Raw genomic sequence first — 13,778 nt, 5'->3', positions numbered from 1 at the left:
AAGACACGGCAGCAAATTGCTGTCGTGTCTTCTCTTAAATCGAGGCAACTCTTTTCAAAGTCTTCAAAATTGGACATCCATAATTATCCCAAGCTATAATACATAAGGGTAATAAAAAAGTTACAAAAAGATTTCAAAAAAAAATAAAAAAAATCGCAGCAGCCGCAACTTTTTTCGAAATCGCTCGTTTAATACATTGGAAGAGCAAGAGAGCTCCAAAAACGCAAGGTTTTCTGGAATCATTTCTCAAAATTCTTCTTTACGTAGCAATAACGCCCATGTATAATATTTAGAGTGGTGTTAGATGTCTACATATCTATTAGTTTCATTACTAGATTCTATGTGGTCTTTTAGGCTGCAGATGAATTAGTTATACATTTAGGCTCAACCACTCTGGAAAGGGGGTGAATCATTCAATGAGTAATATGAGCTCTAGAATTCCTAATCACTCTCAAAACCCGAAAGATATTCAAGGAGGAGACAAAAAGGTTATGAAAAAAAGTTTATCCGTAATTCTTTCCACAGCTATGGCATTGTCCGTATTTTCTTCCGTAGCATTCGCAGCTAAGGCTGATGATTTCTCTGATCTTAAAGATCTGGACGCGGCTACAAAAGCCAAGTTCGATTCCATGATTCAAGCAGGCATCTTTGACGGTGTTGAAGAAGGCCGCTTTGGTCTGAACGACAAAATGAACCGCGCCCAATTCGCTAAAGTAGCAGCTCTGATTTTCGAACTGAAATCTTCCGCTACTACTTCCAGCTTCGAAGACGTTAAATCCAGCGACCCTGCTAACGGTTACGCTCTTCCTTACATCGAAGCTCTCCGTGTTGCCGGCATTACTGACGGTAAAGCAGAAGGCAAATACGTTCCAGCTGGCGATGTAACTAAAGAAGAACTCGCTACATTCCTGATCCGTGGTCTTGGTAAAGAGTCCGAAGCTAAAGCTAAGCCGGGCGTTTCCGATAAAACAGTTTCCGACTGGGCTAAAGGTTATGTTCAACTGGCACAAGAACTGAAATTGTTCGAAACTCCAGCTGGCCAACCTTTCAACGGTACTGCATCTGCTACGCGCGACCTGCTCGTAACTTCCGCTTACCAAGCACAACAAATCAACAACGCTAGCAAAAAGCTTTCCGTTTCCGAAGCTAAAGCTACTGGCGTTAAAACTGTAACAGTTAAATTTAACCGTGAAGTTGATACTGCTAAAGCATCCCTTGCTCTGAAAAAAGGTACTGCTTCCGTAGCAACTGACGTTAAATGGGCAGACGATAAGAAATCTGCTGTACTTACACTGACTAACAGCAAACTGAGCGCTGGTGCTTACTCCGTAACACTGAGCGGTCTGGCAGCTGAAACAGTTGACAAAGCCGTAGCAGAATTCTCCGCTGAAGACGAGAAGCTGACTAAAATCGAGTTCTTGAACCCTAGCGACACCATCGCTTACAGCAAGAACGTAATGATTAAACTGGCTGCTACGAACCAATACGGTGAAGCTGCCTCCCTGTCTGCTGGTGCGTACACTGTATATGCCGGCAACAACAACGATGTACTGAAAAGAATCACTAAAGCAGAAGACGGTACTCTTCGTTTGATTCTCGATACAGCTACAGGTGATAACTACAAGCAAGGCTACGGCATTGTTTCCGTTAACATCATTGAGAACGATTCCCGTGTTAGCGTAAATAAGACGTTTAAAATTGGTACGCAGCCAATCATCACGAAGAGTGAACTGGGCACAGTGAAATACTCCACTGGTGATGCTCTTTCCGGCAAAGGTCAACAAGCAACAGTTGAATTGCTTCGTTACGACCAATACGGTAACCTGGTAGCTGCCGATGATTCCGAAGATTATGACAAAACAATTACTCGTTTCTTCTCTGAATATGAGAAAAACCTGAAAACTGAAGTTGTAAAATCCGGAAATGACGGCATTCTGACCGTTAAGGTATCTTTGCTTGATAACGTAGCAAAATCCGGCACTTATACACTGAATGTTCAAACTCAAGCTTCCTTCTCTACTGTTAAAATCAACGTTAAATCTTCGAAAGTAGCTACGAAGGTTAAACTGGGAGATGTTAAAAAAGAAATCTCCGCAGGTGACGACGAAGCAATTATCGATCTAGCTGCATTTGACAGTGAAGGCAACCAACTGAGTGCTGATGACATCGTTAACAGCCTGAAAACAAACCAAGGTAACGATAACACTGTGAACCTTTCGACTTCGAACGGTAAGATTGAAATTGTTCAAAGCGGTGAAAACAAAGGTAAACTGCGCATCACTGATATGACTGCAACTGACAAGAGCATTATCAGCGTAAGCATTGTGTTGACTTCCCCAGGTCTGAACTCATTCGACACAAAAACTTATAACGTTAAAGGTACTCGTGTAGCAAGCACACTTAAGCTGACTAACGATCCAGCTAAGAAAGCACTGCCAGGCGCAACTGCTGATATCGAACTGAACGTTCTTGATCAATTTGATTCCAAGCTTGATAAAGCGGCTGTTACTAGCGATGTGTATGTTCAAGTATCCTTCACGGGTAGTGCGGGTGTTGAACTTTGGGAAGATGGTCAGTCCGGTAAAGCAGGGCAAACAGCTATTACTACTACTAAGAAATATCAGTCTGATCAACTTAAAACCTTCAATAAAGGGTTCGATATTGTAGTTGGAGCTGGCGTTGATAACTCTAAGAACGACGTTTCTGGAACATTCAAAGCTGAGCTTGTTAACACTAAAGGTAACGTACTTGCAAGCATTACTAAAGACGTTAAAGTGATTGACAATAAAGCAGATCTTTCTTACACGGTAACTCCTGTATCTGATCTCTATGCAGCTGCTGATAAGCTGAAAGATGATCAAGCAAATGTTCTGAAAAGTGATCTCCACAAAAAAGTTAAAATCACTGCAAAAGACAACGCTGGTGATCTTGTAGCATTGCCTGATGGCGTAATTACTTCCATCGCTACTTACAATGATTCTATTGTAAAAGCAGAGATTGGTACTGACGGTAAACCTTACGTGTTAGGTAATAAAGTTGGATCCACTACAGTAGCTGTTGGTTACAACACTGCTAAAGGCGAGCAAAAAACTGCTTCTATCTCTATCAACGTTAAAGACGAAGCCGTTCAAGTTGCTAAAGTTGTAGGTGAAAATGACAAAGCAGATTACGTGAAGGCTACTCCTGAAACTGCTCAAGAACTTCTTGACCTGAAAGTGACTGATAACTACGGTGTTGAGTATGGCAAAGCTGTAATTGCTAATAACAACAACCTTCTGGGTGTTATCTACACTGCAACAGATGTACAAGGTAGCGGCTCTGTAACAATCTCCAGCAAAGGTGTAATCACAGTTAATGGAACTGTTTCGAGCTTCACACTGCAAGCTATTGCTAACGGAAAATCCGATTCTGCTGTAATCACAGTTAAGTAATCAAATTTCCAATAGTAAAATAAAGGGGACCCAATAGGGTCTCCTTTTTTCTTAAAGGAGGTACTTTTATGAAGAAGGTTGTAGGACTTGGGATGGTTATATTAACATTACTTGCATCTCCTATTCATGCCGCAGCTCCCACTCCCGGCTCCGCAGATGATCCAGTCGTAACTAAGAGCTATCTGGAACAATATGTTCAAGGGCTTGGCGGGTCTGTCGGTACTGGTGGAGGAAGCAATGGCTTAACAGAGAGCAAAATTAAAGAAATCATTGCGCAAGAAATCGCAAAGCTGCCAACGAACAACGGTGGAGGCGGAACGCCATCCACAGGTCAAGGCAATGCTATGAAAGTTGTTACGCTTAAAGCCGGACAAACTATTCTAGCCGATGCAGGTTCTGAGCTGATTGTTCGTAATGGTAAGACACTGGCTGTGAGCAACGACGATAATGGCATTCCGGATGTAACGGCTGGTAAAGACTTAGCTGCTGGTACAGTGGTACAAAACAATCACCTGCTAATTTTCCCGAGAGACGGCCGCGGAGTTAAGCCTGATCTTAAGGAAACAGCAGACGTGTATGTGATGGTCCGTGGCGGATATGTGGTTCAGAACGCGGATGGTTCTAAGGTTCCTCAATAAAGAGGACTCTAGGCTGGAATATTTTTATAACATTAATGGTGGCATGGATTCCAATTTTGGAGTCCTTGTCATTTTTTATTTTTGTAAATGATTTTATTTCACCCAAAATGATCTATGACGAATGCAAACTCCTCCATAAATTAACCAAGCTGACAACAACTTATACGGGTCGAATGAAGTCGAAAGGTGATACTAATCGCACAACCAGTGAAGGAGTGTGAAAAAGATGTCGAAGAACAACAATAAGGTGGTACCGGAGTCGCATAAAGCTTTAGACCTACTTAAATACGAAATCGCTGCAGAGATGGGGCTGCCTGTTGGGAAACAAGCTTTAGGAAGTTTGGATTTAAGCACTGAGTTTGCATCGGAGCTTGGTTCTATACCCGCAACTTCGATAAAAGAGGACTACTGGGGGCACATCAGTTCACGGGACAGCGGGGCGGTTGGAGGGGCTATCACTAGCCGGTTAATCCGCAAAGCGGAAGAGGTTCTTTTCACTTTATAATTCATACCTGTTTCGTTGACATTCATCGACAAATGAAGTAACATAACTTCAAGAAGGTCCTGAAGCAACCTTTTCCACCGAGGAAAAGGTTCATTTTTTGTGTAAGTTCGCACTTGTTTCTACATACTAAATCCAGTAGGAGGTCGATGACATTGGCACTAGAACGCGGCAGACGTTTGTTTACATCCGAGTCCGTGACAGAAGGTCATCCCGATAAAATTTGCGATCAGATTTCCGATGCGGTGTTAGACGCATTTTTGGAGAACGATCCGAACGCACGTGTAGCTTGTGAGGTATCTGTGGCTACCGGTTTGGTTCTGGTCATCGGCGAAATCACGTCCCGTTCCGAATATGTGGACATTCAAGCCATTGCCAGAAAAACAATTAAGGATATTGGTTACACACGCGCGAAGTATGGTTTCGACTACCAAACGTGTGCTGTGCTTACATCCCTGAACGAACAATCCCCTGACATTGCGCAAGGGGTAGACCAGGCTCTCGAAGCCCGTGAAGGTCAAATGAGCGACGCTGAAATCGAAGCGATCGGTGCAGGCGACCAAGGTCTCATGTTCGGATATGCAACGAACGAAACACCGGAACTGATGCCGCTGCCGATTTCGATGGCGCACCAGCTTTCCCGCAGACTGACTGAAGTCCGCAAGAACGGCACCCTGGAGTACCTCCGTCCGGACGGTAAAACTCAAGTGACGATTGAGTACGATGGGGACAAGCCTGTACGTGTTGATGCGATCGTAGTATCTACACAGCACAGTGAAGAAGTCACTTTGGAACAAATCCAAAAAGACATCAAAGAACACGTTATCAAGCCAATCGTTCCGGAGCAATTCTTGGATGAGAACACGAACTATTTCATCAACCCGACGGGCCGTTTCGTAATCGGCGGACCTCAAGGGGATGCCGGTCTGACTGGCCGTAAAATTATCGTAGATACTTACGGTGGTTACGCTCGTCACGGCGGCGGCGCATTCTCCGGTAAGGATCCGACAAAAGTCGACCGTTCCGGCGCTTACGCGGCTCGTTACGTTGCTAAAAACATCGTTGCTGCAGGACTCGCAGAAAAATGCGAAGTACAGCTTGCTTACGCCATCGGCGTTGCTAAGCCGGTTTCCATCAGCATCGATACGTTCGGCACAGGCAAAGTAAGCGAAGAGAAGCTCGTTGAGCTGATTCGCAAACATTTTGACCTTCGTCCTGCCGGTATCATTAAGCAGCTCGACCTGCGTCGTCCAATCTACAAGCAAACGGCTGCTTACGGTCATTTTGGCCGTAACGATCTGGATGTTCCTTGGGAACGTACAGACAAAGCTGAACTGCTCAAAGCGGAAGCTCTGTAGAACTGAGGTTTTACTTTTCAACAATTGTCTGACAAGACGTGAAGAACACGGCTTGATCCTAAGGGATCGGGTCGTGTTTTTTTGTTCGCTAAATATTTGCGGAAGAATGGTTTAGATTTAAGCGGCTATATAGCTAGAAACAAGAAGATAGCGATATTCGGGGAACAGCGGCAAATATGTTGAACAGAATTTGTGAAAATAATCGCCACAGAACAACGACCTTGCTCTCCTTAATAGCCGCTGAATTACTACCTCCTTAAGCGCAGCTAACCTTCTCATACCCTCAAAAAGGCATATAAAGACCGATTTTAGACCCGATTATTCCAGTTTGGACCAAATTCCGAGCCTTTTGCTCTCTTTTCACAATTACTCTAGGAAAAATCACATAAATTTCGTAACTTTTTAGCTAGTTTAAGAGTCTATACTATTGTGTATCCAAGTTGATTTTACCTATTCAGGAGAGAGGAAAGTGAAAGAAGAATGAGGTTTACCAACAAGCTGTGGAGATCGACACTCGCATTCGTCGTTGCTTTTCAGGTAGTCGTATCCCTGCCTGTTCCCACATTTGCCGCTGATCCTACGGTTACTTTGAAGTCGGAGAGCATTTTAACTTCGGGTGCCGTTATGAAGAAGTATGTTTGGAACTTTACCAGAAACAATAAAAAGGTCTCGGCGACTGCCAACGTAGTAGAGGTAGATTTGACGAATCCATATGTAAAACTGGATGTTATCGCGGGGAAAAATAATCAGTTTACCGACAAGCAGACGGTGGCTACGATGGCCAAAGCAGCCGGCGCAGTCGCGGCGGTTAACGGCGATTTTTTTAATACGCAAGCGGAGGGCGTGCCCTTGGGCCCGCAAATCACCAACGGTCAAATCATGTCGACCCCATCCAATAAAATGTCCGGTCTTTACGCTTTTGGGATAACAAAAGACAACAAGCCGGTGATTGACCTGTTTGCTTTCCAAGGTGCGGTAAAAGCCAAGGACGGCACTTCTTTCGAACTCGGAGGCATCAACAAAACGTACTATTGGTATGATGACGGCACTCACAGCCATACGGACGGGTTGTTCATGTATACCGATGCTTGGGGACAGGTGGACCGTTCCAATGACGGAAAATCCGTGCCGACCGAGGTCTTGGTACAAGACGGGGTTATCAAACAAATCGCACCGGATACGGTTATTAAAGTCGAGCCGCCTAAGAACGGATACATTTTAAGAGCCGCGGGCAAATCTGCTCAATTCGTCAAAGAACATTTAAAAGTCGGAGACCCTCTTACGGCGGACTACGCGTTTATTAACCAGCGTACGGGAACGGCCTATGCGAACGATGCTTTTAAAACAATGATCGGGGGCCACTCCATTCTCGTAGACGGAGCTAAAGCCACTTCCTTCTCCCGTGATGTCTCTTCCCTGGGTGGTTACCGTTCCCGTACCGGCGTAGGATACTCCCAAGATATGAAGAAAGCCTATCTGGTTACAGCCGATAAGAACGACAACAGTGCAGGAATGAGCCTGCAGGAATTCCAGCGTTTTCTGATTCAGATCGGTGCTTACAAAGCGATGAATCTGGACGGCGGCGGTTCCACGCAAATGGTCGAACGTCCTCTTGGCACGAACAATATCCAACTGGCCCATGTAACGGAATATGGCACGCAGAGGGCTGTCGTGAATGCCCTGGGAGTCTTCTCAACGGCACCGAAAGGCCAGCCGAAGGGTTTCACTATGAAAGGCGACACAGAACTGTTCCTGAACGAGAAAGCGACGTTCACCTTCAGTGGTTATGACGAATATTACAACCCGATTGTTTCGGACAGCGTTCAGCCGACCTGGAGCGTTTCCAACAATCTTGGGAAATTCGACGGAAATGCCTTCATTCCTACTAGCTTCGGAAGCGGTAAAATTACGGCAACAACCGGTGCAGGGTCGTCGAACCTGGACGTAAAAGTAATACGCCGTGCGGATATCAGCTCTATGAAGGTTTCGAAAGCAAGCGGACAAGGGCTTGTTGCGGGCGGAAGCTACAATTTGAGCGTAACCGCGACGACCAAGAGCGGCAAAACCAAGGAAATTTCCCCGGCGTCGCTTGAGTGGGAAGTGCTCGGTGTGAAGGGCGAAGTCAAGAACGGCGTCCTGAAAGTAGACAGCCTGGAGGGCAGCAAGAATGCCCAAGTTATCGCCCGGTACGATGGGTACAGCAGTATGCTGAACATCCCGCTCGGCAATGAGTCTATGTGGTACAACCTCGATGACAAATCGATTCTGACCACTTCGGAAAGTTTCCCGGCTGAAGTCAGTACGAAGCTGAGCATCGTGAAGAACGAGTCCGGCAACAACAGCCTGCAGCTCGCTTACGATTTTACCAAAGGCAGCGGCAACAAGGCGTCTTACGCGGTCTTCAACAATACCGGCGCGCAGTTGTACGGCTACCCGCAAACGATCAACCTCAAGGTAAAAGGTGACGAAAGCCAGAACTGGCTCCGCGCCGAAGTGATCGATGCGGATGGTAAAAAAGAACTGGTTGAGCTCGCCAAGAACATCAACTGGCAGGGCTGGAAGTCCATCTCGGCCAACTTGTCCGGCCTTAACCTGAAATACCCGCTGACTTTGCGCAGCATCTATGTGGTTAATCCGGAGCAAGGTCAGGACGAGCGTGCGCTGCAAGGCAAGATCGAGCTTGACGACATCTCATTCAGCTATCCGAATTATGATACACCGTCCGGCAGCCTGAACAAAGTAACCCTGCAAATCGGCAATCAGATGGCAACCGTCAATGGAAAATCGTACTGGTTGGAGCAAGCTCCGATTAACGATCGCGGAAACACGCTCGTTCCGACACGCTTTGTTTCAGAAGCTCTAGGAGCGAAAGTGCTGTGGGATCAGGAAGCACTCCGGGCAACGGTTGTAAAAGACGGGAACATCGTCGATATGTGGAACAATGAGCTCGATTTAATCACGAACGGCAAGCGGGTTACCGCCGAAGTTCCGCCGCGTATCATGAACAATTTAACGATGGTTCCGCTGCGTCTGCTGACTGAAACTTTAGGCTGGAAAGTCACGTGGAATCAGGCCGAACAGATCGTTAACCTGCAATAAATAGTTCTATTAGTTTACTCTCAAACAGCACAAAGTATGGTACTATAGAAGGCAGACCAATTTGTTTTGAAAAGGGGTTTGGAGCGATTTGCAGGTGGATGCATTAGACCGTGTCATCAAGAACGCCATCGAAGTCATGGAGAGCAGCAAGTACCAGGTATTCGAAATTTGCGAAAGCGCCCGGGGCGAACGAGAGTCGCTTCTTAGGGAATTAAGTCAAGTTAAGGATGAAGTTACCCAGACGATCGAGCTGGTGGACAACCTGGAACGTGGCTACAAACGTGCGCGTATCCGTCTTACGGAAGTAAGCCGTGATTTTGCCAGATACCGGGAAAATGACATCAAAACCGCCTACGAGGCGGCTATATCGCTCCAACTGCAGCTTACGGTATCCAGAGAAAAAGAGAATCACCTGAAAGAAAGACGCAACGACATCCAACAAAGAATCAAAAATGTAGACAAACAGCTCGAGCGGGCGGAAATGATCGTCTCCCAGATGAATGTCGTTCTCGAATATTTATCGGGTGATCTTAATCAGGTCACCCGCATTCTGGAGTCGGCCAAAAACCGCCAACTGCTCGGGCTGAAAATAATTTTGGCCCAGGAAGACGAGCGCAAGCGCATGGCCCGTGAGATTCATGACGGGGTAGCGCAGACCATGGCGAACGTCGTACTTCGCACGGAAATCGCGGAGCGCATGGTGACCAAACAGGAATATACGGCGGCAAAGGAAGAACTCATAGATCTTAAGTCCCAGCTGCGGTGCGGGCTGGAGGAAGTTCGCAAAATGATCTTCAATCTCAGGCCGATGGCGCTGGACGATCTTGGCTTGATTCCGACCGTACGTAAATTCGTACAGGATTTTGAAGATAAGACCCAGGTACATACGAAGCTTGAAATTTCGGGCAAAGAAACAAGACTTCCATCCGGGATGGAGGTCGCTATTTTCCGCCTGATTCAGGAAACCTTCTCCAATATTCTCAAGCATGCCCACGCAACGTTCGTTACACTTGAGCTGTCTTTCCAAGAGGATCTGGTGAGTATCTCCATTAATGACAACGGAATCGGTTTCAATGTGGACTTGACGGAGCATAAGATTGCCAAGGGCAACAATTTTGGCATCATCGGGATGCGGGAACGGTTGAAGCTACTCGAAGGGGACATGGCCATCTACTCAGAAAAGGACGTGGGAACGAAGATTACGATGTTGATTCCCATTCGCGCAGAGAACAAGGAGGAAATTGGTAATGGACAACCAGGGGAGTCCCAAGCGTAACGTAAGACTCATTCTTGCGGACGATCATCAGCTGTTTCGCGAAGGCCTCAAACGAATCATTAATATGGAAGACGATATGGAAGTCATCGGGGAGTGCGGCGACGGTATTCAGGTTATCGAGCTCTGCAACGAAATGCAGCCGGATGTAGTCCTGATGGATATTAACATGCCACTGGAAAACGGCGTTGTCGCTACTGAGCGGCTAAAGCTTATTTTTCCCGACGTTAAGGTGATCATCCTTTCGATTCACGATGATGAAAGTTATGTGTTTGAGACGCTTCGCAAAGGTGCTTCCGGATATCTGCTGAAGGATATGGAGGCGGAGGCGCTGATCAATGCGATTCGCTCCGTTGTAGCCGGGCATGCCTATATTCACCCGAAAGTCACCGGTAAATTGATCAACCAGCTCCGTCGTATGACATATCTGGATGATAACGGTGTTATGGGTTCCGGCAACGGCGTTCAAGAATCCGGACTAAAATATATTCATGTTCCGACAAGCCCGCTGACCAAGCGTGAAGCGGAAGTTTTGCGTTTGATGGCTGAAGGCAAAAGCAACAAGCTGATCGGAGAATTCCTTTATATCAGCGAGAAGACTGTAAAAAACCATGTGAGCAGCATTCTGCAAAAGATGGAAGTAGACGACCGTACACAGGCCGTTATTATCGCCATCAAAAACGGCTGGGTGACTCTCTAGGAACCAACCCTCCCGCCAAGGCATATAGTATGCTAAGGGAGGGAGCCGTCATGTGGACCGGATTGATGTTATTTGTAGGGAGCTACATCTTCTGTGTATGTATGCTCCATGCGTTAAAACGCCCCAATGAAGAGGTACGTTCGTACCACCTGATTTTAGTGACCAAGGATAACCAATTGCATATCGAGTGGTATATCCGTTCTTTGTTTTTTCTGGCGAGGTTCAGCGGAAAATCTCTGTCCGTCTCCGTAATTGACGAAGGTTCTACGGACGATACGCTGCGGATTGCCGAGAAGCTTTCACGTTCCTACGAGATTAAGATCAGAACGGTTTTGCCCGAATCTTCCTGGGAAGAATGGGCTTCATCATCCGAACGGGATAACCTGGTGGTTATGCATGTGAGCAACCAGAAACAGCTGGTTAAGCTTCCGTTGTTTGAGTAAGCACCTAGGATTCTTCATTGGCTCTTTGCCGTCTGTGGTTTACGTAATCGTTTACAACCGAATAAGCGTTGAAGTAGGTGAGGCATGAAAGTTCAGGTTTACGCTGCTGCCGACGATAATGGTTGGCAATGGCACATTTCCCTTGCAATGGCCGTCGACTTCACGTACTGGTTCGAGCGGCTCGGACGTTCCGTCCGGATTGTGCTGCTGGAGCCTCCTGTCTCAGTTGGACAAGCTCTGGCTCTGATTGATGTGTTGAGCTCTCCCTCTTGCAAGAAAAGATTCCCCCATGTTTTCCCCGAAATTCATTCGTCTGTTTATACACCCTCTTCGTCAAGAGAAGACCCTGATTGGCTGAAAACCGATTTTTTAATCCCCCACTCTCATTCTACAGGTAAAAGAAGTACCCCCGAAACCAAGTCTGATCTCTTCACCCCCCCTAATGTAATTCATCCTACATCTTCTTCACCAGAGTCTTTAAATGACTACTTACAAGCAGCAACCCTAACCGATTCAACCGCAGCTTTAAACCATTCTCCGCCGCCTGACGGTAGAAAAAGCACGCTCCTCCCAGAAGAATTAATGCGTACGTCCCCCCCTCCGGTTCCTTCAGAAATCATTCAATCTCTTACTTCCCGTTCGATAGACTATGACAGCTGGCTTACTTACGGCCCATCTGCGTTTCCTCATAATTTCCCCACATATGATCGGCTTATAGAAGCACTAAACGGCAGAAGTCTTTTGAGTGAAGAAGTCATCCGGTTGCTGGAGGCTTCTGGAATGGCAGAGCTGTTGGAAAATGGAGTTTGGAAAGCTTACATCCAATTGGCTTATTTAAACGGGGATATCACCTTAACCAATGGATTACAGAGCAACCAGATGAGAAGGTTTCCGGCCTTTTGGCGGCGGCAGACCACCTATAGCTGCAGAAGATGCGGAAGCGGCAAACTTCATTTTACTCCCTGTTATCATTGCGGAACGGATTGCGCCTACTGTGAAGAATGTCTGACTATGGGGCGAGTGCGCTCCTGTACTTTGCTCATTGAAGGAGTTAAGGGAAGCGACAAGGGCGAGGAGAATGTTTACCGGTGGCCTGGAGATGTAAAAGAAAGCCCAAGGGGGAACCGTTATCCTAAAATTAGTACAAGGGAATCTGCATTCGATCCTACTTTGGAGGTTTATTTAACCCCTTGGGGTCTGAGTCCGGCTCAAACAGCAGCTTCGAAGGAGGCGCTTGCGTTTTTAAGCAGCACATCGCCCGGCAGCAAAGATGCAGCAGAAAAAGTGGGGCTGCCGCGAAGCGACGGAGACCCGGATGCGGGAGAGAAAGGCGGCAAAACAGCGCCCAGCTTCCTGATCTGGGCGGTCACGGGAGCGGGAAAGACCGAAATGATCTTCCCGCTCCTCCAATACGAACTTGCGCACGGCCGCAAGATCGCGATTGCCACGCCGCGCCGGGACGTCGTACTCGAGCTGCAGCCGCGCCTGATGCGCGCATTTGAGGGCCGCAGCATCGTGACGCTGTACGGCGGCGGTAGCCAGACTTGGGAAAGCGGCGATATCACGATCGCAACCACGCATCAGCTTATGCGCTTCACGCATGCTTTTGATGCCGTGATTATCGACGAGATCGACGCTTTCCCGTACCTGAACAGCGCGGCGCTGGAATTCGCCGCGCGCAAAGCTCTCGCGCCGGGAGGACGCTACGTCCTCCTCTCGGCGACGCCCCCGCGGGCACTGCAGCGCGAGGCGGCGTCCGGACGCCTGCCTCACGTCACCGTGCCCGTGCGCTTTCACCGGCATCCGCTGCCTGTGCCCAAGCGGGTGCCGGTGCCACCGCTGCGGCGTATCCTCCGCAGCGGTGCCCTGCCCCAGACGCTGCGTGCGCGTCTGGAAGGCTCGCTCGAACGCGGTGCGCAGCTGTTCGTGTTCGTGCCGGAGATCAAGCTGGTGGACCCTCTTGTCGGGCTGCTTCAAGGCCTTTGGCCGGACAAGGTTATCGCCGGCACATCGTCCAAAGACCACGAAAGGTCGGTGAAGGTAACCGACTTCCGCGGCAAGGTTACGGACATCCTGGTCACCACAACGATTTTGGAGCGTGGCGTGACCGTGCCTAAAACGGACGTATTCATTCTCGACGCGGATTCCAGTTTGTTCAACGAAGCGGCTTTGGTTCAAATGGCAGGACGTGCGGGAAGATCGAAGGATGACCCCCGAGGACTTGTTTTTTTTGCAGGATTGGAAAATACCGTCTCGCAAACAGGGGCAATCCGGCAAATCAAAAAAATGAACCGGACAGCACGGAGAAGAGGTTATTTGTTGAATTAAGTTAGT

At 47.6% G+C, this 13,778-nt stretch carries 9 protein-coding genes; all 9 read left to right on the top strand.

What is annotated here, in order from left to right:
• Window positions 1-416 precede the first annotated feature (416 nt).
• The 9 genes from AC2TF6_RS27825 (at window position 417) to AC2TF6_RS27785 (ending at window position 13,772) form a co-directional block, all read left to right on the top strand.
• The gene (locus tag AC2TF6_RS27825; protein WP_491309386.1) at window positions 417-3,431 is read left to right on the top strand and encodes an S-layer homology domain-containing protein; all 3,015 of its coding nucleotides are present in this window, start codon (window positions 417-419) and stop codon (window positions 3,429-3,431) included.
• A 68-nt stretch (window positions 3,432-3,499) separates the two neighbouring features.
• The gene (locus AC2TF6_RS27820; protein ID WP_491309385.1) at window positions 3,500-4,069 is read left to right on the top strand and encodes a hypothetical protein; all 570 of its coding nucleotides are present in this window, start codon (window positions 3,500-3,502) and stop codon (window positions 4,067-4,069) included.
• 226 nt (window positions 4,070-4,295) lie between these two features.
• Window positions 4,296-4,574: an alpha/beta-type small acid-soluble spore protein gene (locus tag AC2TF6_RS27815; RefSeq protein WP_009677087.1), complete on the top strand. Its 279-nt coding sequence runs from the start codon at window positions 4,296-4,298 to the stop codon at window positions 4,572-4,574.
• Between the two features lie 146 nt (window positions 4,575-4,720).
• Window positions 4,721-5,929, top strand: coding sequence for a methionine adenosyltransferase (gene metK / locus AC2TF6_RS27810; protein WP_491309384.1), 1,209 nt, complete (start codon window positions 4,721-4,723; stop codon window positions 5,927-5,929).
• Window positions 5,930-6,409: 480 nt separating this feature from the next.
• Window positions 6,410-9,028, top strand: coding sequence for a stalk domain-containing protein (locus tag AC2TF6_RS27805; protein ID WP_491309383.1), 2,619 nt, complete (start codon window positions 6,410-6,412; stop codon window positions 9,026-9,028).
• An 88-nt stretch (window positions 9,029-9,116) separates the two neighbouring features.
• A complete protein-coding gene (locus tag AC2TF6_RS27800; RefSeq protein WP_218231327.1) occupies window positions 9,117-10,304 on the top strand; it encodes a sensor histidine kinase in 1,188 nt (395 codons plus the stop codon).
• Window positions 10,276-11,001: a response regulator gene (locus tag AC2TF6_RS27795; protein WP_009677083.1), complete on the top strand. Its 726-nt coding sequence runs from the start codon at window positions 10,276-10,278 to the stop codon at window positions 10,999-11,001. The genes AC2TF6_RS27800 and AC2TF6_RS27795 overlap by 29 nt, the downstream gene beginning before the upstream one ends.
• Before the next feature lie 50 nt (window positions 11,002-11,051).
• On the top strand, window positions 11,052-11,444 hold the full coding sequence (locus AC2TF6_RS27790) for a hypothetical protein (protein WP_491309382.1): 393 nt from the start codon (window positions 11,052-11,054) through the stop codon (window positions 11,442-11,444).
• Window positions 11,445-12,224: 780 nt separating this feature from the next.
• Window positions 12,225-13,772, top strand: coding sequence for a helicase-related protein (locus AC2TF6_RS27785; RefSeq protein ID WP_491309381.1), 1,548 nt, complete (start codon window positions 12,225-12,227; stop codon window positions 13,770-13,772).
• Window positions 13,773-13,778: the final 6 nt, after the last annotated feature.

It is taken from the genome of Paenibacillus sp. JNUCC 35 (assembly GCF_058269095.1).
The sequence above is the reverse complement of the archived record's forward strand: the minus strand, read 5'-3'. Positions and strand labels throughout refer to the sequence as shown.

Excerpts from the sequence above, each read along its gene's own strand:
- AC2TF6_RS27785 (WP_491309381.1), top strand. The coding sequence starts at position 12,225 with ATGGCAGAGCTGTTGGAAAATGGAGTTTGGAAAGCTTACATCCAATTG.
- AC2TF6_RS27805 (WP_491309383.1), top strand. The coding sequence starts at position 6,410 with ATGAGGTTTACCAACAAGCTGTGGAGATCGACACTCGCATTCGTCGTT.
- AC2TF6_RS27795 (WP_009677083.1), top strand. The coding sequence starts at position 10,276 with ATGGACAACCAGGGGAGTCCCAAGCGTAACGTAAGACTCATTCTTGCG.
- AC2TF6_RS27815 (WP_009677087.1), top strand. The coding sequence starts at position 4,296 with ATGTCGAAGAACAACAATAAGGTGGTACCGGAGTCGCATAAAGCTTTA.
- metK (WP_491309384.1), top strand. The coding sequence starts at position 4,721 with ATGACATTGGCACTAGAACGCGGCAGACGTTTGTTTACATCCGAGTCC.
- AC2TF6_RS27825 (WP_491309386.1), top strand. The coding sequence starts at position 417 with ATGAGTAATATGAGCTCTAGAATTCCTAATCACTCTCAAAACCCGAAA.
- AC2TF6_RS27790 (WP_491309382.1), top strand. The coding sequence starts at position 11,052 with ATGTGGACCGGATTGATGTTATTTGTAGGGAGCTACATCTTCTGTGTA.
- AC2TF6_RS27820 (WP_491309385.1), top strand. The coding sequence starts at position 3,500 with ATGAAGAAGGTTGTAGGACTTGGGATGGTTATATTAACATTACTTGCA.